This is a genomic window from Paenibacillus yanchengensis (assembly GCF_042684845.1).
GTDB lineage: Bacteria > Bacillota > Bacilli > Paenibacillales > Paenibacillaceae > Pristimantibacillus > Pristimantibacillus yanchengensis.
Window position 1 is genome coordinate 1 of sequence record NZ_JBHUMH010000061.1, and the last position, 23,098, is coordinate 23,098.

At 36.6% G+C, this 23,098-nt stretch carries 22 protein-coding genes and 1 rRNA gene; 13 read left to right on the forward strand and 10 right to left on the reverse strand.

Going from position 1 to position 23,098, the window contains the following annotated elements; genetic code table 11:
* The 9 genes from ACFSTH_RS17595 to dnaA form a co-directional block, all read right to left on the reverse strand.
* Positions 1-94: ribosomal RNA gene (locus ACFSTH_RS17595) — 16S ribosomal RNA — on the reverse strand; the annotation flags it as partial.
* A gap of 335 nt (positions 95-429) precedes the next feature.
* The gene (locus ACFSTH_RS17600) at positions 430-1,515 is read right to left on the reverse strand and encodes an HD-GYP domain-containing protein (RefSeq protein ID WP_377774517.1); all 1,086 of its coding nucleotides are present in this window, start codon (positions 1,513-1,515) and stop codon (positions 430-432) included.
* Between the two features lie 13 nt (positions 1,516-1,528).
* On the reverse strand, positions 1,529-4,051 hold the full coding sequence (gyrA, locus tag ACFSTH_RS17605; RefSeq protein WP_377774519.1) for a DNA gyrase subunit A: 2,523 nt from the start codon (positions 4,049-4,051) through the stop codon (positions 1,529-1,531).
* 33 nt (positions 4,052-4,084) lie between these two features.
* Positions 4,085-5,998: a DNA topoisomerase (ATP-hydrolyzing) subunit B gene (gyrB, locus tag ACFSTH_RS17610; protein ID WP_377774521.1), complete on the reverse strand. Its 1,914-nt coding sequence runs from the start codon at positions 5,996-5,998 to the stop codon at positions 4,085-4,087.
* Between the two features lie 49 nt (positions 5,999-6,047).
* Positions 6,048-6,299, reverse strand: a complete 252-nt coding sequence (gene remB, locus ACFSTH_RS17615; RefSeq protein WP_377774523.1) for an extracellular matrix regulator RemB — start codon at positions 6,297-6,299, stop codon at positions 6,048-6,050.
* Positions 6,300-6,327: 28 nt separating this feature from the next.
* A complete protein-coding gene (gene recF, locus ACFSTH_RS17620) occupies positions 6,328-7,437 on the reverse strand; it encodes a DNA replication/repair protein RecF (protein ID WP_377774525.1) in 1,110 nt (369 codons plus the stop codon).
* Between the two features lie 25 nt (positions 7,438-7,462).
* Complete coding sequence (gene yaaA / locus ACFSTH_RS17625; RefSeq protein WP_377774527.1) at positions 7,463-7,678, reverse strand: S4 domain-containing protein YaaA; 216 nt, start codon at positions 7,676-7,678, stop codon at positions 7,463-7,465.
* A 55-nt stretch (positions 7,679-7,733) separates the two neighbouring features.
* A complete protein-coding gene (gene dnaN / locus ACFSTH_RS17630; RefSeq protein ID WP_377774529.1) occupies positions 7,734-8,876 on the reverse strand; it encodes a DNA polymerase III subunit beta in 1,143 nt (380 codons plus the stop codon).
* Positions 8,877-9,101: 225 nt separating this feature from the next.
* Positions 9,102-10,454 (reverse strand): chromosomal replication initiator protein DnaA, encoded by a 1,353-nt coding sequence (dnaA, locus tag ACFSTH_RS17635; protein WP_377774531.1) that lies wholly within the window; start codon positions 10,452-10,454, stop codon positions 9,102-9,104.
* A 639-nt stretch (positions 10,455-11,093) separates the two neighbouring features.
* Here dnaA and rpmH point away from each other — a divergent pair.
* The 12 genes from rpmH to ACFSTH_RS17695 all read left to right on the forward strand — a co-directional run bounded on the left by rpmH (position 11,094) and on the right by ACFSTH_RS17695 (position 22,084).
* Positions 11,094-11,228 (forward strand): 50S ribosomal protein L34, encoded by a 135-nt coding sequence (rpmH, locus tag ACFSTH_RS17640; RefSeq protein WP_377774533.1) that lies wholly within the window; start codon positions 11,094-11,096, stop codon positions 11,226-11,228.
* A 247-nt stretch (positions 11,229-11,475) separates the two neighbouring features.
* Positions 11,476-11,820 carry a ribonuclease P protein component gene (gene rnpA, locus ACFSTH_RS17645; protein WP_377774535.1) on the forward strand — a complete coding sequence of 115 codons (345 nt, stop codon included), beginning with the start codon at positions 11,476-11,478 and terminating at the stop codon, positions 11,818-11,820.
* A 109-nt stretch (positions 11,821-11,929) separates the two neighbouring features.
* Complete coding sequence (locus ACFSTH_RS17650) at positions 11,930-12,718, forward strand: YidC/Oxa1 family membrane protein insertase (protein ID WP_377774537.1); 789 nt, start codon at positions 11,930-11,932, stop codon at positions 12,716-12,718.
* Positions 12,715-13,335, forward strand: coding sequence for an RNA-binding cell elongation regulator Jag/EloR (jag, locus tag ACFSTH_RS17655; protein ID WP_377774539.1), 621 nt, complete (start codon positions 12,715-12,717; stop codon positions 13,333-13,335). The genes ACFSTH_RS17650 and jag overlap by 4 nt, the downstream gene beginning before the upstream one ends.
* A gap of 93 nt (positions 13,336-13,428) precedes the next feature.
* Positions 13,429-14,820: a tRNA uridine-5-carboxymethylaminomethyl(34) synthesis GTPase MnmE gene (mnmE, locus tag ACFSTH_RS17660; protein WP_377774541.1), complete on the forward strand. Its 1,392-nt coding sequence runs from the start codon at positions 13,429-13,431 to the stop codon at positions 14,818-14,820.
* An 11-nt stretch (positions 14,821-14,831) separates the two neighbouring features.
* The gene (gene mnmG / locus ACFSTH_RS17665; protein WP_377774543.1) at positions 14,832-16,733 is read left to right on the forward strand and encodes a tRNA uridine-5-carboxymethylaminomethyl(34) synthesis enzyme MnmG; all 1,902 of its coding nucleotides are present in this window, start codon (positions 14,832-14,834) and stop codon (positions 16,731-16,733) included.
* Positions 16,723-17,457, forward strand: coding sequence for a 16S rRNA (guanine(527)-N(7))-methyltransferase RsmG (rsmG, locus tag ACFSTH_RS17670; RefSeq protein ID WP_377774545.1), 735 nt, complete (start codon positions 16,723-16,725; stop codon positions 17,455-17,457). The genes mnmG and rsmG overlap by 11 nt, the downstream gene beginning before the upstream one ends.
* Positions 17,458-17,637: 180 nt before the next feature.
* Complete coding sequence (gene noc, locus ACFSTH_RS17675) at positions 17,638-18,456, forward strand: nucleoid occlusion protein (protein WP_377774547.1); 819 nt, start codon at positions 17,638-17,640, stop codon at positions 18,454-18,456.
* A gap of 247 nt (positions 18,457-18,703) precedes the next feature.
* Complete coding sequence (locus ACFSTH_RS17680; protein ID WP_377774549.1) at positions 18,704-19,477, forward strand: ParA family protein; 774 nt, start codon at positions 18,704-18,706, stop codon at positions 19,475-19,477.
* Entirely contained in the window at positions 19,458-20,312 is an 855-nt protein-coding gene (locus ACFSTH_RS17685; RefSeq protein WP_377774551.1) for a ParB/RepB/Spo0J family partition protein, read from the forward strand. The genes ACFSTH_RS17680 and ACFSTH_RS17685 overlap by 20 nt, the downstream gene beginning before the upstream one ends.
* Before the next feature lie 105 nt (positions 20,313-20,417).
* Positions 20,418-21,578 carry an aminotransferase class V-fold PLP-dependent enzyme gene (locus ACFSTH_RS17690; protein ID WP_377774553.1) on the forward strand — a complete coding sequence of 387 codons (1,161 nt, stop codon included), beginning with the start codon at positions 20,418-20,420 and terminating at the stop codon, positions 21,576-21,578.
* A 20-nt stretch (positions 21,579-21,598) separates the two neighbouring features.
* Positions 21,599-22,084, forward strand: a complete 486-nt coding sequence (locus tag ACFSTH_RS17695; protein WP_377774555.1) for a DUF4446 family protein — start codon at positions 21,599-21,601, stop codon at positions 22,082-22,084.
* 16 nt (positions 22,085-22,100) lie between these two features.
* Here ACFSTH_RS17695 and yyaC read toward each other — a convergent pair whose 3' ends face one another.
* Positions 22,101-22,697, reverse strand: a complete 597-nt coding sequence (yyaC, locus tag ACFSTH_RS17700) for a spore protease YyaC (protein ID WP_377774557.1) — start codon at positions 22,695-22,697, stop codon at positions 22,101-22,103.
* Between the two features lie 128 nt (positions 22,698-22,825).
* On the opposite strand from yyaC, the gene ACFSTH_RS17705 reads away from it, so the two are divergent.
* Positions 22,826-23,074 (forward strand): DUF3343 domain-containing protein, encoded by a 249-nt coding sequence (locus tag ACFSTH_RS17705; RefSeq protein ID WP_377774559.1) that lies wholly within the window; start codon positions 22,826-22,828, stop codon positions 23,072-23,074.
* The last annotated feature ends 24 nt before the right edge of the window (positions 23,075-23,098 follow it).

Below are 23,098 nucleotides of genomic sequence, written 5' to 3' on the forward strand. Positions count from 1 at the left end.
AAGAAAGCAAGCTTTCTTCTAAACCCCGCTCGACTTGCATGTATTAGGCACGCCGCCAGCGTTCGTCCTGAGCCAGGATCAAACTCTCCAATAAAAGTTTGTAGCTCATTTCTTGCTGACTTGCTTTTGTATTACTTCACTCGTTGTTCAGTTTTCAAAGAACAAATACTTTGTATTTTAGCTTGTTGCAAAAACGAATTATTTTTTTCGCAACGTTTATTACTATACCATGTTGCTAAACTAAAAGCAACTGTTTTTTAAAATTCTTTTTTTCGTTTCCAGCTCATTACTGGGCCGGAAATATAATATACCATATACAAATATATAGGTCAAGCTATTTGTTTGAATTCTTTTTATTAAAAAAACGTACATACTTTCACTAGTATAAGTAAGGATACTCTTATCTAGCTACTCATATATACGTTTAAACTACTTTACATCTATTATTTCTTTTATATAGAGATTTCGTTCATTAATTAAGTTAATGATCTGCCCATCTACGTTTACCCAAGGTCTAGTCGGTTGTTGGCGATCAGAAAATATAATCATGCCAACCCGATTATCACTGAGCCTTACTACTTTGCCACTATGAAATTGTGTAGCTTTTTCAATAAACAATGTTACAAGGTAAGGATCTAGTTTACCAAATGCTTCACGGTGCAATTTTTCTAGTACCAAATATGGTGAAATGGCATGACGGTAAGTATTTCTTAAAGTCATAGCGTGATACGTATCTACTATACTTATAATTTTTGCATACTGGTGAATGTTTTTATCATGAATTCCTAACGGATAGCCAGTTCCATCTGCTCGCTCATGATGTTGTAAGCTAGCTAACTTAGCACCTTCATTAAGTGCAGCTATGTTTTTTAGAAGTTGATATCCTTTAACCGTATGCTGATGTACTTCTTCTAACTCTTCGTCCGTTAGTGTTTCCGGCTTTACTAATATATTTCGATCAACTTTCACATAGCCAATATCTTTTAATAACCCGGCAAGAGCAATTTGCATCCATTCTTGTTGTTTCATATCAGACCACTGTGCAAGTTTATATGCTGTAAGTGCTGAACAAACATTATTATGAATATAGTAATCTTGCTCGGTATAGTGATCCGGTACAAATGTGAGTACATTATAGGTTGTAATATGTTGTAGCAATTGATTTAGTTGTACTCGGACATCCAGCAATGGAAATGGCTGGTCAACAGTATAGGATTGATACAGCTTTTTCAGTAATTGAAACATCTGTTTATAGGCAACTTGTAATTGTTGCTTAGGTTGCTGTTCCATACTAGCTCTTGGTGTATCACTAAGCCCAATAAAGTTTTTGTTTTCCTCTATCGGCTCCGTACCATCTTCAATCGCTACACTAGCAATGAGAAATGCTTGCAATATTTCCACAGTTCGTTCTGTTATAGTATCTCCTCTGCGCATTAAAATGCCGCCTAATGGAGTTACAACATCTTCCTGTATTTTGTCTCCCAACTGTAGTTGAGTTAGTAAGACATTACCCACATTAGTCCTCCCCTTATTCCTCCGTTGGCTGACTGTTGTCTTGCTCGTTGCTAGGATCTACTCCAGTTACTTCTACTTCTTGATCGTCATCATATTCTTCATCATCTGTCTCGGCACTCTTTGCTACTCGTGTTACCGTTGCGACTGTATCATCTTCACGTGTATGAATTAATCTAACTCCTTGCGTATTACGCCCCATCGTAGAGATGCCATCCATACTTGTTCGGATCATTGTACCAAGAGCAGTCATGATCATTAAATCCTCATCATTTTCCACTACTTTAAGTGCAACGATACAGCCATTTTTATCCGTCACATTCAACGTTTTAATTCCTTTACCGCCACGATTTTGCAAGCGATACTCGCTCATTGGCGTACGTTTTCCATATCCATTCGATGTAACGATAAGCACTTCTTTATCTTCTACTACTATATCCATATCAATAACACGATCTTCTTGATCGAGATTGATACCTTTTACACCAGTAGCGTTTCGTCCCATTGACCTTACGTCATGTTCAGAGAATCGAATAGACATACCATTCGCTGTTCCCATAATGATTTCTTGATTGCCATCTGTAAGCTTGACGCTAATCAAGTCATCATCTTCACGTAGCGTAATGGCGATTAAGCCTACTTTACGAATATTAATATAGTCATCCAGAGGTGTTTTCTTTACGACTCCTTGCTGAGTTGCAAAAAATAAATATTGATCAGCAGCAAATTCTGTTACCGGAATAACTGCATTTACCATCTCACCTTGTTCGATCTGTATCAAGTTAATGATCGGCGTACCTCTTGCTGTACGGCTCAAATCTGGAATCTCATAAGCTTTTAGTCGATACACTTTTCCTTTATTCGTAAAGAATAATAAGAAATGATGCGTATTCGTTACAAATAAATGTTCTACGAAGTCATCCTGCCGCGTATCCATACCAACTACACCACGACCGCCTCTTTTTTGACTACGATAAGTAGTAACTGGCAATCGTTTAATGTAACCAGAATGGGTAATTGAAATGATAACATCTTCTCGCGGAATTAAGTCTTCGTCCAAAATTTCTTCATCGCTAGCAGTAATTTCAGTACGACGCTCATCACCAAAACGGCTTCTTAATTCTTCTAGCTCTGTACTAATAATTTCTAGTACCAATGCTTCGTTGGCCAAAATTTCAGTGTACTCTGCGATCTTTTGTAATAATTCATTATATTCAGCCTCAATCTTGTCACGTTCCAAACCAGTTAATCGTTGTAGACGCATATCAAGGATAGCTTGGGCTTGCTCTTCACTTAACTCAAATCTCGTTATTAATTGTTGTCTCGCAATGTCTGCTGTCGCAGAACTACGAATCAATGCAATAACTTCATCCAAGTGATCTAGTGCAATTCGCAAACCTTCCAAAATATGAGCACGAGCTTGGGCTTTTTTCAAGTCAAACTCTGTACGTCTACGAATAACTTCTACCTGGTGCTCCAAATAATAGTACAACATGTCACGAAGGTTTAGTGTTCTTGGTTCCCCGTTTACGAGTGCCAACATATTAATACCAAAATTAGATTGAAGCTGTGTTTGCTTGTACAAATTATTCAATATAACGCTAGGATTAACATCACGGCGTAACTCAATGACGATTCGCATACCATTACGGTCGGACTCATCACGCAAATCCGTAATGCCTTCGATTTTCTTCTCACGAACAAGTTCAGCAATTTTTTCAATAAGACGAGCTTTATTTACTTGGTAAGGAAGTTCTGTGACAATAATCTTCGCTTTTCCTTGTTCATCTTCAATATTTGCTTTTGCGCGCATTGTAACCGATCCGCGACCAGTCAAATACGCTTGCCTGATACCATTTCGTCCCATTACATATCCAGCTGTAGGGAAGTCTGGCCCATGGATATAATCCATTAATTCAACTGGTGTTATTTCCGGATAACGAATCAGAGCCTGTACTCCATCAATAACTTCATTCAAATTATGAGGTGGAATATTAGTAGCCATACCAACAGCAATACCCGTAACACCATTTACAAGTAAGTTGGGATATCTAGCTGGAAGCACAACTGGCTCATGTTCTTCCCCGTCATAGTTTGGTATATAATCTATCGTTTCTTTATTGATATCACGCAACAATTCCATTGCAATTTTGGACAACTTAGCTTCCGTATAACGCATTGCTGCCGCCATATCACCATCGATTGAACCAAAGTTTCCATGCCCATCTACAAGCATATAGCGCATAGAAAAATCTTGCGCCATTCTTACCATAGATTCATAAACAGCAGAGTCACCATGCGGATGATACTTACCGATAACTTCTCCAACAATTCTCGCTGATTTTTTATGCGGTTTGTCAGGAGACATTCCTAGCTCTGACATTGCAAATAAAATCCGGCGATGCACTGGTTTTAGTCCATCTCTAACATCAGGTAGCGCACGACTTACTATAATACTCATGGCGTAGTCTAAAAATGATGTGCGCATCTCTGTTCCAATATCACGATCTTTTACTGAAATACGTCGTTCCTCTTCCATGCTTTACCTCCTAGCTACCTATGCTTGCGTAATTTAAACATCCAAGTTTGTGACATATTTCGCAAACTTTTGGATAAAATCACGACGTGGCTCTACATTATCACCCATCAGCGTATCAAAAATTACGTCTGCTTCCATTGCATCTTCAATCGTCACTTGTAGCATCGTTCTTGAATCTGGATTCATCGTTGTATCCCAAAGTTGAATAGCATCCATTTCTCCAAGACCTTTATAACGTTGAATTTTCACCTTTGTTCCTTCACCGAATTCATTTTTTATAATTTCATCACGTTCTTTTTCGGTTTGAGCATAACGAGCTACTTTATTTCGTTCAATCAAAAACAGTGGCGGCTGCGCAATATAGATATAGCCTGCTTCCACAATTTCTCGCATATAACGATAAAAGAATGTTAACAGTAACGTTCGAATATGCGCTCCATCAACATCGGCATCCGTCATAATAATGACTTTATGATATCTTGCTTTTGTAATATCAAAATCTTCGCTAATCCCAGTTCCTAACGCGGTAATAATAGCTCTAATTTCTGCACTGTTAAGAATTCGATCCAAACGAGCTTTTTCTACGTTCAAAATTTTTCCACGTAGTGGCAATATCGCTTGAAAGTGACGATCTCGTCCTTGCTTTGCCGATCCACCTGCGGAATCCCCTTCGACGATATACAATTCACTAATCGTTGCATCGCGCGAAGAACAGTCTGCCAATTTTCCTGGCAATGAACCTACTTCAAGTGCAGTTTTTCTTCTTGTAAGCTCACGTGCTTTGCGGGCAGCTTCTCTTGCTCTAGCAGCCTGTAAACCTTTTTCTACAATTTTTCTTGATACAGCAGGGTGCTCTTCTAAAAATTGCATCAATTTTTCACCAAAGAAAGACTCTACTATACCGCGCACTTCACTGTTACCAAGCTTAGTTTTCGTTTGACCTTCAAATTGCGGATTTGGTATTTTTACAGAGATGATAGCAGACAAGCCTTCACGAACATCATCCCCTGAAAAATTAGTATCATTTTCTTTCAGTAAATTATTTTTACGTGCGTAATCATTCACAATTCTAGTGAGCGCACTTTTAAATCCAGATTCATGCGTTCCGCCTTCATGTGTATTAATATTATTGGCGAAAGAATAAATATTTTCTGTATAGCTATCGTTATACTGTAGTGCCACTTCCACTTGAACAGTATCTTTCATACCTTCTACATAAACTGGTTCTTCATGAAGTGCTTCACGATTACGATTCAAATATGCAACAAACTCTTTAATTCCACCCTCATATTTAAAAGTATTACTTACACCATCTCGTTCATCTGTTAGCACTAATTCGATACCTTTATTCAAAAAGGCTAATTCTCGAATACGAGATTGCAAAAGTTCATACTCAAATTCTCTTGTTTCTGTAAAAATTTCTTCATCAGGAGTAAATGTTACTTTTGTTCCGGTTTCCTCTGTTTGTCCAACAATTTTTATTGGATATTGTGGTGCACCGCGTCGATACTCTTGTTGGTATACATTTCCATCACGCTTCACTTCAACGACTACCAACTCTGACAAAGCATTAACTACTGATACCCCTACTCCGTGCAAACCACCCGAAACTTTGTACCCATCTCCGCCAAACTTTCCTCCTGCATGAAGAACAGTCATGACGACTTCTAGCGTGGATATTTTCAACTTCGTATTTTCACCAACAGGGATGCCTCGTCCATTATCTATAACCGTAACACTATAATTGTCATGAATAATGATCTCGATTTTGTCACAATATCCGGCAAGTGCTTCGTCTATACTGTTATCGACAACCTCCCATACTAGATGATGAAGGCCCTTTACGCTAGTCGATCCAATATACATACCCGGTCGTTTACGGACTGCCTCAAGACCTTCTAGTACTTGTATCTGACTCTCGTCATACATTTGCTGTTCTAAAGACATGCAAGTTCACTACTCCTCTCAACTGCTTTTCCTAATTACTAGCTTACGGTTAGTTGCTTGTTCCAAACTGGTGTGCTCTTTTTTTGAGAGTTGTAGAAGATATAGGAGAATAATATATTACATTTTCTGTAACAACGATCGATTTAGCTTCGTCATCTCCAATTATTTCTACATCTTTTCGTTTTTTCGCACTAGTAATAAATTGTTTGGTCAATTTCGATGATTGTTCAATAGATATATCAAATATAGCAACAAGCTCTCTAACACGTACAATTTTTTCTCCGCCTAAATGAATGTACATCGCTTTTTCCGCCTTTCATTTAGCACACTTAAGAACTTACTTTACCATCCATTACATGATATACACCTAAATCTTTTAAACTACCTAGTTGTACACTTTCCAAACTTGTAGTTGTAATGAATGTTTGTACTTTATCTTGAAAAGTTTCTATAAGTTGTGTTTGGCGATTGTGATCCAGCTCAGATAATACATCATCTAATAATAAAATTGGATATTCACCAATCTCTTCGCGAATCAATTCAATTTCGGCTAATTTAATAGATAATGCAGTCGTCCGCTGCTGACCTTGTGATCCGAATATTTGTGCTTCTTTGTCATTAATAAAGAAACTCAAATCATCTCGATGTGGACCAACAAGAGTAACGCCTCTCCGAAATTCCCCATCTTTCACCTGTGATAACTTTATCATAAAATGCTGAAATAAAACAGTTTCTTCTACATCTAGCTCCACATCGAAGGATGGACGATAGTAAATATCTAACTGTTCTGCATGATTTGTTATACCTGCATGTATCTCTTTGGCATAGTTTTTTAGTTTTTTTATAAAGTGTTGCCTTTTTAACATAATTTTAACACCATAAGTAGCTAACTGTTCATTCCACACCATTAACATCGCTTGATCAACTGACGAATGAGCAGCACTTTTCAGAAAATTATTTCGTTGTATGAGCACTTTAGCATATTGTTGCAGAGTATAAAGATATCCCGGTTGCACTTGTCCAATCTCCATATCTAGAAAGCGACGGCGAATACCAGGCGTACCTTTAACAATTTCCAAATCTTCTGGAGCAAACATAACAACGTTCAGAGCACCGACAAAATTACTTAATTTGCGCTGCTCTAAACTATTTATTTTCGCTTTTTTTCCTTGTGAAGATAGTAAAAGTTCTAATTTTACTGTGCCATACTTTTTTTGCACCGTTCCATGAATAGTTGCATGATCACCTGACCAGCCAATCAACTCTTTGTCTTTATTCGTTCGATGTGATTTAGATAGCGCTAAAGTAAATATCGATTCTAATAAATTGGTTTTCCCTTGCGCATTCGGTCCAAGAAATACATTTACTTGATGTTTGATCGGCAGTTCCAGTTGATTATAGTTTCGATAATTTTGCAATTGTATATGATTTAAAAACACATTGGAACCTCCCGGCACCTAGTCACTATCCTTTAACAACGGTAAATTTCCCGTTATTTTCAATATCTAGTTGATCACCCACATACAATTTACGACCTCGTCGCTGATCTTGTTCACCATTGATAGAAATCGAATATTCACTCAAAAATGGTTTCGCTTGACCACCAGTTGAAATACAATCCGCTAACTTTAAAAACTGACCTAACGTAATATATTCGGTGTGAATGGCTACTTGTTTCACTCGTTATGACACCTTCTTTTAAAAAAATTTTACTGTTTTATACGTATAATAGCAATTAATTAACCGTTCGATACGGCAATATAATATAGGTGTTGTAGTCGTGATCTAACGGCTTAATAATGATTGGGCGCATCGTACCTGAAAAACCAATAAAAATTTGTTCACTATCGACTACTTTTAATACATCGATCATATATTTAGAGTTGAAAGCAATTTTTAGTGGTTCTCCTTTGTAAGATTGAACCTTTTGTTGCTCTGTTACTTTGCCTAATTCTGTCGAACTAGAGCTAATTTCAACTGTATGTTCATCGATCGTCATAAATCGAACGATATTCGTTTTTTCTTCACGAGACATTAAATAAGCCCGATCAATAGCTTCCAGTAAGCTTTTTGTATCTATAACCATCTCTGTTTCATACGTTTGTGGAATAATTTTTGACGTATCAGGATAAGTTCCATCTAAAATACGCGTATAAAATAATATATTATCTACTTTAAACAAAACTTGGTTTTCTGCTACAACTATGTCGATCATTGTATTTTGATCGGGAATTAATCGAGACAGTTCTGATAATGTTTTTGCTGCAATAACGATGTGATTAAATTGATATTGATCTGGAGCAGTTATAGCAGCTGTTCGACTAGCTAATCGATGTCGGTCCGTAGATACAAATTTTAATACATTATCTTTTAAATTCCATAATACTCCTGTTAGTACAGGTGTTTGTTCACTAGTAGATGCCGAGAATATAGTTTGACGGATCATTGTTTTTAACAAATCTCCAGGTATTTGGATAATTTCATTTTGATCGATAGCTGGTAATAATGGAAATTCTTCTGGATCAAAACCAACCATTTGAATTTCTGTTGATCCTGAACGAATAGTTGTTCGAAAATGATCTTCCACTTCTATACTAACTTGATCTGCTGGTAATTTCTTAATCATTTCTACAAATACTTTGGCAGGTAAAATAATGTTACCTGGTTCATGAATAGTAGCAACAATCATTTGATCTTGTTCTATTGGGATAAAGCTTTGAATAGATATATCTGTATCACTAGCGGTAAGTACGATTACTTGATGCGTAACGTCAATTTTAATTCCTCCAAGTATAGGCATTGCTGGTCTGGAAGATACAGCTTTACTCACTTGTTGAATAGCATCATTTAAATAATTGCGATTGATCGTTAATTTCATTATTTCACCTGTTTCATTAATATTTGGTTCTTTGTATGGAATATATCTGATAGTTTCTATTATACCGATAAATGAGTAATTTCTGCGAATTATTTATGTAGATATTTATTAAATATTTTTAGTAGTAGTAGTAGGGGCTGTGATTATGTGGATAAGTGGATAAAGGTTATATATGACAAGCCTATCCACATGTGTATAGTGTGTGCATAGGCTTGTACGGTTTGTTTATAGATTGTTTTTAATTTTTTCTATTAAATTTTGCATAATTTTATATAGTTCAGCATCATCTTTCAATTGTGTACTTATTTTTTCATGCGCATGAATAACAGTCGTATGATCTCGTCCACCAAAAGCCTCGCCTATTTTCGGCAAAGAAAAATCAGTTAGTTCTCGAGAAAGATACATAGCTATTTGTCTAGGATAGGCAATCGCTTTGGTTCGCTTCCTTGCTTTAAAATCTTCTAACTTTAACCCGTAAAATTCTCCGACTTTTGCTTGAATATCTGGAATGGTTATCATTTTAGGTCGACTTGATGGAATAATGTCTTTTAACGCTTCTGCAGCAAGGTGGGAAGTGATATCTGCATTAATAAGCGATGAATAAGCTACTACTCTAATAAGAGCTCCCTCTAATTCACGAATATTCGTATCAATCTGACTGGCGATATAGTTCATCGCTTCATTAGGAATGTCCAAGTTTTCAGCTTTTGCTTTTTTACGTAAAATAGCTATTCGAGTTTCTAAATCTGGTGGTTGTATATCGGTAATCAGTCCCCATTCAAAGCGTGAACGGAGTCTATCTTCTAGTGTGGGTATTTCTTTAGGTGGTCGATCGCTAGAAATAACAATTTGTTTACGTTCCTCATGCAAAGCGTTAAATGTATGGAAAAACTCCTCTTGCGTTTGTTCTTTTCCAGCTAAAAACTGAATATCATCAATAAGAAGTACATCTATATTGCGGTATTTTGTACGAAAGCTTTCCCCTTGACTATCGCGAATGGCGTTAATAAATTCATTGGTAAATTTCTCGGATGAAATATAGAGTACTTTCGTATTTGGATTATGTTCCATAATATAATGTCCTATTGCGTGCATTAAGTGTGTTTTTCCTAGTCCAACGCCTCCATACAAAAATAATGGATTGTACGCTTTAGCGGGTGCTTCCGCAACAGCTAGTGAAGCGGCATGTGCAAACCGATTATTGGCGCCGATAACAAATGTGTCAAAGGTATACTTTGGATTCAACATATGAACGGCAGGTTCATCTAGTGCTATTTTTGCCATTGGTTGTTTTGGTGGGGCAACAAAATTTTGATCATGCGGCATCGGCTCTTCAATTGTAAACCGGATATCAATTTGTTCACCGATATATTCATAAAGTGTATTGCGAATTAATTTTGTATAGCGTCCTTCTAGCCACTCTGCTGCAAACGCTGTGGGAGCGATAATTTCTAGTAAAGATTCATTGACAAAAGCAGCTCTAGTAGCTTTAAACCATGTATCAAAACTCGGTTTGCTTAATTTTGTTTGAATAATGGAAAGTATTTGCTGCCATAAATCAGATGTACGACTGTCCAAAAAATGTCACTCCTTTAAAATGATAACCATCGTTTGCTGAGGACAAGAAGAAACGTCTTGCGCAATTGTTGGCAAAAGACGTAGATAATTGTAGGGTAATTGAAATATTTTATATGTTTATCCGGTTAATATTTAAAATGATATTGTCGAATACACGAATAAAGAGTAGTATTATCCACATTATAAAGAATTACAAGCATAGAAGTTATAAACGGTGGACAAGGTTGTTCACAATATTATCCACAGGTTGTTAATAACTTTACACGAAGATTTAGTCATCCACAAGGAAAACATAATAATCATAGCAAAAATTCCTTGATAATTCAACGGTATTTAGATATTTATCCACAATCTCAATAACTTGTGTATAAAAGTTATCTACAACACAAGATATTGTTTATAAATTGTTAAAAGTTCGACATTTTTTTTGCGACCTATAAAATACTATCCACATGTTATTATCTGTTTTTGTAGAAATTTAGATATTTATAGTGGATAATGATAAATGAGCGAAGAAAGTTATGAACAGTGATAAACTGGAGTAGTAATAAAACTGCGGTAGATTGAGACATTGACTTTTTGCGTTGTAAATGGTTTAATTATAAAAGCATTTTTGTGTAAAACGGGAGGTGCAGCGAAGTGGGTCCAACATTTAAGCCTAATTTGAATAAAAGAGCTAAAAATCATGGTTTTCGTAAACGTATGAGTACGAAAAACGGTCGTAAGATATTAGCGGCTCGTCGTCAAAGAGGAAGAAAAGTAATCAGCGCTTAATTAAAGAAGCAGTAGTTGCTTTTTTAGAAGCAGATGGTTTCTTGAAAAAATATAAGCTTTTGTAGGAGTATCAATTTATAAAATCCTTATATTTTAGAGGAAGGACCACTGATAGTGGTCTTTTTTTGTTAAAACGATGAAGACATATACTTTGCAGTAGTAAAAAGTGAAGATATGTATTATATAAAGAACGTTTATTTTGGCGATACTATTTTTTATTAAGCAAAGGATCGGGTGAACCAAGGTCGTGCAAAGAAAACTTCGTCTTCGTAATAGAGCCGATTTTAGTCGTATATATCGAAATGGCAAAAGCTTTGCAAATGGCCAGTTTGTTGTTTATTGGTCACATCAAAAAGTTGCTGATCCGTTTCGTGTGGGAGTATCGGCAAGTAAAAAGATTGGTAATGCAGTAGTCCGTAATAGAATGCGGAGAATAGTAAAAGAGATTATGCGTCGGTATGAAGGGAAGTTGCAGCCTAATATCGATATTATTATTATTGTTCGAAAACCAGCAATTACGATGCATTATCAAGAACTTGAGAAAAGTATCGCACATGTATTGCGTAGAGCAGCGTTAATAAAGAAAAAATGATTCCACCCACTAGTGTGAGTAGTTTCCTTGAGGGCTAAATTATGTTATAGTCAATCTTGAAATATAAACTGCGATATCACTTTGCAAGGGCTCTCAGAGAGGAGATTTAATGTTGTCTCGGAAAAGTAAAAGAAAATTACTGCTAGTAGCAGGTTTAGTCATGCTAATGGGATTATTGGCAGGCTGTGGTGTGGATGTTAATGGCACGAAAGAAACCAGTGATTTAATCAACGGTAACTTCTGGGAGAAAAATGTTGTCTATTATTTTGCAGTGACACTGGATACATTTGCGGGTTGGTTCGGTAATTCATATGGACTAGCCGTATTAATGTTAACGATTATAGTAAGAACGGCGATATTACCACTTACGTTGAAGCAATATCGAAGTTCAAAAGCTATGCAGGCTATTCAGCCAAAAATGCAAGAGATACAAAAGAAGTATAAAGATAATCCAGAAAAACTGCAAATGGAAATGATGAAACTATATCAAGCTAACGGAGTTAATCCACTTGCAGGTTGTTTACCGATGTTTGTGCAAATGCCTGTTTTTATTGCGCTTTATAACGCGATATATTGGAACCAAGACTTACGGTTACATGAATTTCTTGGACTACAACTTGGAGAACCAAGTCCGTGGTATTTCTTGCCGTTGTTAGCTGCTGCTACATCATTCATCCAAACGAAAATGATGCAAAAAAGTCAGCCTCAGCAACAACAAATGGCTGCTATGTCAATGATAATGAACATTTTCCCAATTATGATTTTTGTAATGTCATTGTCATTCCCAGCAGCATTACCGTTGTACTGGGTTTATAGTAACTTATACACGATTGTACAAAATTACTTTATGTACTATCGACCTGCGTCTCGCAAAGGTAAGGAGGTTGCTGCTAAATGACGAAAATCATCGCATCAGGCAAGACGATTGAAGAAGCTATTCGTACTGGATTAACGCAACTACAAGTAACTGAAGACCGTGTTAAAGTAGCTGTTTTAGAACAGCCATCCAAAGGTTTGTTTGGTTTGATAGGTGTGAAGGAAGCTAAAGTAGAGTTAGAATTGATCCCCGATCCAATGGAGGAAGCGGAACGATTTATTTGCGAAGTAGCAGAAGCGATGGGCTTGAATATTACTGTTGAACGGAAAGAAACCAGAGATGGGATGTACATGGCGATATCAGGCAGTGGAGATTTGGGGATGTTGATAGGGCGACGTGGACAAACGTTAGATGCACTGCAATACCTTACTGTTATAGTGGCCAATCGATTCTCAGACAGTCATATTCGAATCGTACTTGATGCTGAGGATTTTCGTGAACGTCGCCGTAAGACGTTAGAAGATTTAGCAGAACGACTGGCGGGACAAGCACTTCGTACAAAAAAAGAAGTTGTTTTGGAGCCAATGACACCGTTAGAAAGAAAAGTTATTCATTCTAAATTACAAGGTCATCCAAAAGTTAAAACGTATAGTAAAGGTGAAGAACCAAATCGTCGCATTGTTATTGTGCAGAAGTAGCATAATACGTAATTACAGCAATGGCTCTATGCAGTCATTGCTGTTTTTCCGTTAATAGAATAGATATTAGTGAAGCAGGAGGGTGCACGCCACATGGATTTTGATACGATTGCAGCTATTTCAACTGCGTTAGGTGAAGGAGGAATTGCTATTATACGTATTAGTGGACCGAAAGCTATTCGCGCCGCTGATCACCTCTTTAAAGCGAAAAACAAGTCACTACAAAGTTTGGAAGAAGCTCCATCACATACGATTCATTATGGTCATATAGTGGAACCGAAAACAGATAGAATTATTGATGAAGTACTAGTTTCTGTTATGCGAGGTCCTAAATCATTTACCGCAGAAGATGTAGTGGAAATAAATACACATGGCGGTATTATTGCTGTAAAGCAAGTGATGGATGTTATACTGGAAATGGATGATGTACGGATTGCGGAACCGGGTGAGTTTACGAAGCGAGCTTTTTTGAATGGTAGAATAGATTTGATGCAGGCAGAAGCTGTCATCGACGTTATTCGTTCACGTTCTGATCGTGCGTTTTCTATCGCCCAAAAGCAATCGGAAGGAGTACTTTCTCGTAAAATAGCTGCATTAAGACAAACTGTAATTGAACTGCTTGCGCATATTGAAGTGAATATTGATTATCCAGAGCATGATGTAGAAGAGTTAACTGCTCAGTTTATCAAAGATCAATGTCAATCTGCGATAGTGGAGATAGAGAAGTTATTAAAAACAGCGAATGAAGGAAAAATATTAAGAGAAGGTATTGTTACAGCAATTGTTGGTCGACCTAATGTTGGCAAATCTTCGATGTTGAATACACTGGCACAGGATGAGAAAGCAATTGTTACCGACATTCCTGGTACAACGAGAGATGTCATTGAGCAAGTTGTAACTATTAATGGTATTCCGTTGCGCTTGCTGGATACAGCTGGGATTAGAGAAACTAGCGATTTAGTAGAAAAAATTGGTGTGGAACGTTCGAAAGATGCGCTTAAAGATGCCGATTTAATATTGTATGTCATTAATTATAATGAATCGTTGCATGACGAAGATAAAATATTACTCCAAGAGTTAATTGATCGACCTCTAATTGTTATTGTGAATAAAACAGATTTGCAACAACAATTGGATATGGCAGAATTACAGTCATTGGTTGATAAAAATATGGTTGTACAAACTTCCATGATTGCAGATGAAGGAATAGATCAGCTGGAACAAAAAATAAGTGAGTTATTTTTCGATGGACAGTTAGAAAGTGACGATCTTACCTATATTAGCAATGTGCGTCACATTAGTTTGCTTAAGAAGGCCCGTCAAGCGCTGTATGACGCTATAGAAGCGACTGACGTGGGGATTCCAATTGATATTATACAAATAGACGCTAGAATGGCCTGGGAAGCGTTAGGAGAGATTCTGGGCGATCAGGCCGGCGATTCGTTAATAGATCAAATATTTACTCAATTTTGTTTAGGAAAATAGGGGTGTGAAAGATGGGATATGATGCTGGACATTATGATGTTATTGTCGTAGGAGCGGGACATGCAGGATGTGAAGCAGCACTGGCTGCCGCTAGAATGGGATGTCGCACGCTGCTGCTGACGATGAATTTGGATATGATTGCTTACATGCCATGTAATCCATCGATTGGTGGTCCTGCTAAAGGACATACTGTTCGAGAAGTAGATGCACTTGGCGGCGAAATGGGTAGAAATATCGACAAAACATTTATCCAAATGAGAATGTTAAATACAGGAAAAGGACCCGCGGTCCATGCACTTCGTGCACAAGCGGACAAAGTACTTTACCAACAACAAATGAAATTAACAGTAGAATCGACACCAAATCTGACATTACGTCAAGGATTGGTGGAGGATTTAATTGTTGAAAATGGACAGTGTTTAGGAGTAGTTACAAAGTCTGAAGCGAGATATTATGCTACATCTACAATTATTACAACAGGCACATATTTACGTGGAAAGATTATTATGGGTGAAATAGCTTATGAAAGCGGTCCGAACAATCAGCAACCATCTGTGAAGCTAGCCGAAAGTTTGAAAAAACATGGTTTGGAGCTAGTCCGTTTTAAAACGGGAACACCGATGCGAATTAGTAAGCATTCGATTGATTTTTCGAAAACAGAAATTCAACCTGGTGATGATCAGCCGAAATTTTTCTCATACGAAACTAATTCATCTGAGAACGAACAATTACCGTGCTGGTTAACATATACGTCTCCGGATACACATCAAATCATTCAAGATAACTTGCATCGTGCACCGATGTATACAGGAGCAATAGAAGGTGTAGGTACGAGCTACTGCCCTTCTATTGAAGACAAAATAGTTAGATTTACTGACAAATCGAAACACCAAATCTTTTTGGAACCAGAAGGTAAGCATACAGAGGAATATTATGTGCAAGGTTTATCGACAAGTATGCCAGAAGAAGTTCAGCTGGAAATGTTACGTTCTGTTCCGGGATTGGAAAAAGCTGAAATACTGCGAGCAGGGTATGCAATAGAATATGATTCTATTATACCAACGCAATTATGGCCTTCATTGGAGACGAAAGTATTGCCAGGCTTATTTACTGCTGGTCAGTTGAACGGCACATCGGGGTATGAAGAAGCGGCAGCTCAAGGAATTATGGCGGGCATTAATGCAGCGAGAAAAGTGCAACAGCAAGAACCTGTAGTGATAGGAAGATCGCAAGGGTATATCGGTGTTTTGATCGATGATTTAGTTACAAAAGGGACGAACGACCCGTACCGGTTACTTACTTCAAGAGCGGAATATCGCTTGTTGTTGCGGCATGATAATGCCGATTTACGTTTAACGGAATTAGGATATTCCATTGGCTTGATTTCAGAAGAACGTCATCAGATGTTTGTGGATAAAAAGAAAAAAGTAGAAGCGGAAATTGAGCGTTTAAAAGTGACGAAAATCAAAGTAGTCGATGCTAATCCTTATTTGGAAGAGATTAATTCCACGCCATTGGAATTTGGAGTTGACGCACTATCTTTGTTAAAACGTCCAGAAATAAATTATAGTTTTATTGAACGGTTAGCACCTTCCATGGAACAGTTAACAGAAGAGATGAAAGAGCAAGTAGAAATTCAAATTAAGTACGCTGGTTATATTGACAAACAAATGCTACAAGTAGAAAAAATGAACAAAATGGAAAAAAAGAAAATTCCTAGTGATATTGATTTTGAAGATGTACAAGGCTTAGCCAAAGAAGCTCGACATAAGTTAAATTTAGTTCGGCCGCTTTCTATTGGACAAGCATCACGGATTGGAGGGGTAAACCCGGCAGATATTGCTATTTTGATTGTTTATTTGGAACACTATAATAGAGTAACTGCTGCACGGGGAGCAAATAATGACAAATAACGACAATACTAGCAATATAAACTGGTTTGTGCCTTTATTGTTAGAAAAAGGAATTTCTTTAACTGCACAACAATTACAACAATTTGAAGATTACTACAGTATGTTAGTTGAGTGGAATGAAGTAATGAACTTAACTGGAATAACAGAACATGCTGCTGTATATGAAAAACATTTTTATGATTCTATTTCACTTGCTTTTTTTGTTGATATGAACAATGTAAACTCGTTAGCTGATATTGGATCGGGTGCTGGATTTCCTAGTCTACCATTGAAAATTTGTTTTCCTCATTTGAAAATTGTAATTGTGGATTCATTGAACAAAAGAATTCAGTTTCTAAAAGAATTAGTAGAAAAATTACAATTAGATAATGTGACCTGTATTCATGGGAGGGCAGAAGATATAGCTCGATTGCCAGAACATCGTGATCAATATGATTTGGTTACTGCACGTGCAGTTGCCCGTTTAAATGTGTTAAACGAATTTTGTCTCCCATTTGTAAAAAAAGAAGGTATGTTCGTAGCTATGAAAGGTGCGCAACTAAAAGATGAGCTAAGGGAAGCTTCTAATAGTATGAAAGAGTTAAAAGCTCGTTTAATGGATGAAGCTCAATTTCAGCTGCCAATTGAAAAATCGGAACGTTATATAGTATCTATCAAAAAATTACAGTCAACTCCTAAAAAATATCCACGAAAACCAGGATTACCATTGAAACAACCGTTATAAGGGTTCAAATAGTGTTCCACGTGGAACATACTCAACTAAATGAGTTAGAATAATACTATTTATTTGTCAAGCAGGAGTCGAAGATGATAAACTAGAATAGATATTAAAGATAGAACGCAATGTTGATATAGTTACTATAATATAATCTTCATATATCAAATAATCGGGTGGTATTATAAAATGAAAGAACAGCTATCTCGTTTGTTTGGAATTACAGAGCAACGAACATCTGCTGAAGAAGTCAAACAAATTCCAATTGATGAAATTGATACTAGTCCATTTCAACCAAGAACAATTTTTGATGATGATCGTATTGAAGAATTATGCCAAACGATTCGTACTCATGGTGTAATTCAACCTATCGTTGTTCGGTTGCGAAACAGTCGCTATGAAATTATTGCTGGTGAACGCAGATGGCGTGCCGTTACTAAACTGGGGCTTGCTACAATACCTGCAATAGTGCGCGAATTCAATGATTCTCAGACAGCATCAATAGCATTAATAGAAAACTTACAACGAGAGAATTTAACTGCTGTTGAAGAAGCGGTTGCATATCAAAAACTTATTGAATTGCATCAGCTAACGCAAGAAAGTTTGGCACAGCGCCTTGGAAAAAGTCAATCAACCATTGCTAATAAACTTCGTTTATTGGCATTACCTGAAGTTGTTAAAAATGCATTGATTGAGCGGAAAATAACGGAGAGGCATGCACGTGCTTTACTATCGTTAGATCAAGAAGAACAACAACTGAAAATGTTGGAAGAGGTTATTACTAAAGAGTTGAACGTGAAGCAAACGGAAGCAAGAATAGCATTGTTAAAAGAAGTGAATAAGTCAAAAAAAATGAAACGAGTATCATTTAGCAAAGATGTAAGGCTGGCACTAAATACAATTAGGCAATCTATAAGTATGGTGTCAGATTCAGGTTTACCTATTAAAACAGATGAAACAGATCATGATGATCATTATGAAATTGTAATTCGAATTCCTAAACGCTAACTTATCCTACTATGCTACTATGCGTAATAATTGAAAAGTTATTATTGGATCAATCGTAAAAGTCTGTTCTGTCCAGTTGTGCTTAAACTTGTATATTACTTCTTTGTATATATTAACAAAATTAAATTAAGTTACTTAGACTCTAGAAGTCTAAGTAGGAAGCACAAAATAATTCTATTTATCGTATGATTATACTTTTTATTTTATACTGTACTATCAATAGATCCAAGCATGAGGTGAGTTAGAATTGTCAAAAATAATTGCAATTTCCAATCAGAAAGGCGGTGTAGGTAAAACTACAACCTCTGTTAATTTAGCTGCTTGTCTGGCAACATTGGGTAGAAAAGTGTTGTTAGTGGATATTGATCCACAAGGTAATACGACAAGTGGATTGGGAATAAATAAAGCTGATGTAGCTAATTGTATATATGATGTGTTAATAAACGAGATACACCCTCAAGAAGCAATCGTAGCTACGGATATAGAAAACTTGCACTTGTTACCAGCAACGATTCAGTTAGCTGGAGCAGAAATAGAGCTAGTTCAAACAATATCTCGTGAGCAAAGATTAAAGCGTGCATTACAACAAATCAAAAATAATTATGATTATATTTTAATTGATTGCCCTCCTTCACTCGGTATCTTAACAATCAATTCATTGACTGCGTCTAATTCAGTTTTAATTCCCATTCAATGTGAATATTATGCGTTAGAAGGTCTAAGTCAGTTGTTAAACACAATTAGGCTAGTTCAAAAGCATTTAAATACAACTTTGCAAATTGAAGGTGTACTATTAACGATGTTAGATGCTAGAACTAATTTGGGTATTCAAGTAATAGAAGAAGTGAAAAAATATTTTCAAGAAAAAGTATATCAAACGATCATTCCAAGAAATGTACGTTTGAGTGAAGCTCCTTCTCATGGTCAAGCTATTATATCTTATGATCCTAGATCAAAAGGGGCAGAAGTTTATCTTGAACTTGCGAGGGAAGTGATTATGTATGAGCAAGCGGCTAGGTAAAGGTTTAGATGCTTTAATAATACCATCATTAGAAGTTAGTGATGATGATAAAATTATCGAAATACCTCTGAATCAATTACGTCCTAACCCTTATCAGCCTCGTAAAAATTTTGATGAGGAATCTATTAAAGAATTAGCGGAATCGATTCGTCAGCATGGTGTTATTCAACCAATTATCGTTAGAACAGTTTTAAGAGGATACGAAATAATCGCTGGTGAGCGTAGATTTAGAGCTTCTAAATATTGTGGTAAAGAAACGATACATGCTGTTGTTAGAACTTTTACAGATCAACAAGTCATGGAAATTGCTTTAATTGAAAATTTACAGCGTGAAGACTTAAATGCAATTGAAATTGCAGTAGCTTATCAATCTTTACTAGATGAATTTAAAATTACGCAAGAAGAATTATCGTTAAAGGTTGGTAAGTCAAGATCGCATATTGCTAACTTCATTAGGTTACTGAGCTTACCGGATGAAATAAAGGAAAATGTTTCACGTGGAACATTAACAATGGGTCATGCAAGAGCATTAGTTGCTATAAAAGATGAAAAAGTTCAAAACGAATTAGCTGAGCAGGCGATTGAGCATACATGGAGTGTGCGACAATTAGAAGATGTGATTCAAAATCTAGATAAGCCTAATCCAATAAAAAAAGAAGTAGAAGTAAAGAGCAAAAATCAAGATCCGTATATAGCACACATAGAAGAAACATTGCGTGATCGTTTTCAAACAACGGTGAATATAAAACAGCAACGAGATAAAGGTAAAATTGAATTGCAATATTATAGTCAGCAAGATTTGGAAAGATTGCTAGAATTATTACAAACGATATAGAAAAATTATAAACAAGGTAAGTCTAAGTTGCGATCTTACGATGAAAAGATTAAACTAGAATTTGCCTTGTTTTTTTGTAATGATAAGAAAGGTAAGGTATGCGAAATGAATGATAAATCGTATATATATTTAGATAACGCAGCAACCTCTTGGCCGAAGCCACCAGAAGTGTTAACAGCAGTAACAGATGCGATACGAGATGATGGAGCTAATCCTGGTCGAGGCAGTCATGCGATGGCAGTTCGAGCAAGCCGGATTTTATTTGATGGAAGAAAGCAGCTTGGAAAGTTGTTCAATGTAAAGGACGTTAATGACATTGTATTTACTAGTAATACAACAATGGCGCTGAATATGGCGATCAAAGGATTTATAAAATCTGGGGATCATGTTATTGCAACGTCAATTGAACATAACTCCGTAAGAAGACCGCTATATGAATTGGAACAAACTCAGCAAGTATCGGTTACTTTTGTAAACACGAGTTATACGGGCGAACTGGATGTAACCGAAATCCAAAGAAGTATTCAAAGTAATACAAAACTTATTATAGTCAGTCATAGTTCCAATTTACTAGGATCGATAATGCCGATTGAACAAATTGCTGAACTAGCAAAGCGTCATAATATAAAACTGTTAGTTGATGGTGCGCAAAGTGTAGGAATACTACCGGTAGATGTAACAGCGTTAGGGATAGATATGTTGGCTTTTCCAGGGCATAAAGGACTGTTAGGTCCACAGGGGACTGGAGGGCTGTATATAAGCCCGCAAATCGATCTAGCCCCATTAATGCAAGGTGGGACGGGGAGTCAGTCAGAGACACCATTTCAACCGCTTGTGCGCCCGGATCGTTATGAAGCAGGTACGCCGAATACGCCAGGGATTGCTGGGCTTGCAGCAGGGGTTAAAATAGTATTAGCAAATACAGTAGAAAAGATAGCAGAGCAACAATGGCAATTAACGCAGCGGATGATGGAAGGGTTAATACGTCAAAATAAAGTAAGCTTATTAGGTCCTACATTCGGAAAACCTAGAACAGGAATTGTTTCGTTAGTAATGGATCATATTGATAGCTCAGAGTTATCTTTTATTTTGGATCAACATTATAAAATTGCTGTTCGCGCTGGTTTTCATTGCACGCCACTTGCTCATCAAATAGCAGGTACTGGTCAGACAGGAGCTGTACGAGCTAGTATAGGCTTATATACGACAGAAGCAGAAGTGGACGCTTTTATCGATGCCATACACGACATTGCGAAGCAATATTAAAGAGAATAGGAAGAGAGCGGATGGAAACAACGATAGATATGAGTACAGAAATGATAGCAATAAGTATTCTATCCATACTGTGGATTATATTGTTTGTGTGGTTAATTGTTATTAGCGTTAAATTTAAAAAAGTAAAAACAAAATACAATTCATTTATTGCGGGACAAGGCGTTCATGATTTAGAAAATGTTGTGATTGCTATACAAGAGAAAATACAATTGAACGGAACGCAACTACAGCAAATAGAGGAGCAACTCCAAACCGTTCAACAAAGAATGCCATTGCAGAAAAGCAAAGTCGGAATCGTCCGCTTTAATCCGTTCGGTGAAACAGGACACAATTTAAGTTTTGCAATAGCTATTATTAATGAACAGCAAGATGGCATCGTTTTATCCGCTATCCATAATAGAGAAAATTCCATTGTTTATGCGAAACCGATTAGTCAAGGACAATCTACTTATAAATTAACTCCTGAAGAATTAGAAGCAGTGGAACAAGCTAATTAGAAAAGTTAATATGTTATTAGCGAATCGTTATATTTACCGCTGGATGTTGGTAAGTCATAGTAGTAAGCGAGCGATATAAGCAAGCGCTAATAATATGAGCCATTTCTTGTACTAGAAATAGACGAGTGTTTTGTAAAACAATGTATTCCATAAATCCGCCAACGTTAACAATACCGGTAATATGCACATCTCCAATGGGGGGAAGTTTTTTATTGACTCCAGCTCCAGGATATATAGGCCCAGCGTTAGCTTGTATGTTACCGACACTCGTCGTTTTACCAAGACAAGCATCTATAGCGATAATAAATGGATGACGATAGGAATCATTAATTTCATTTATAGTATCGGCTAAGTTTAAAGCGTGTACGGGATCTTTTAAAGTACCATATATTTTGAAATTGGAGCTTTTGTATTGTTGGAGAGCGGTACCAGTTAATGGACCTAATGCATCTCCAGTTGAACGATCAGAACCGATACAAACGACAACAAGAGATTGGGAGTTTTTGCGAGTACCATTGATTAAGTGAGTAATTTGATTCGTTAAAGACGAGTGAATATCAGCTGCTTGATAAGCTTTTTGAAATAACTGATTTTTAGAAAAAGGTAGATTCATAGTTTACCTCCAACGTCGTATATAATATACAGTATATGGAGTTTCACGAAATATATACATTGCCATGCACAGGTAGTCTAGTAAATATGTGAGCACTTCTAGGAAGAAAGTGGGGATAAACCAATCCTATGTTAATAGCATTTGATTCCACACAACAGGCACTAAGAGCGGAGATGCTTTTGGAATACAGCGATATCGAGATCGATATCTGCCCAACACCGAAACAAATTACGGCTGGTTGCGCATTATCTATAGAATTCCCAGCAGAAGATTTAGCACTAGTACAAACGATTATTCATGATGAAAAAGTTGTAGTTCGAGGAATATTTGAGTGGAATACAGAAATTAATGATTACGATTTAATCGTTGCAAATTAAACCAAAGTAGAACGTGTTTAGATT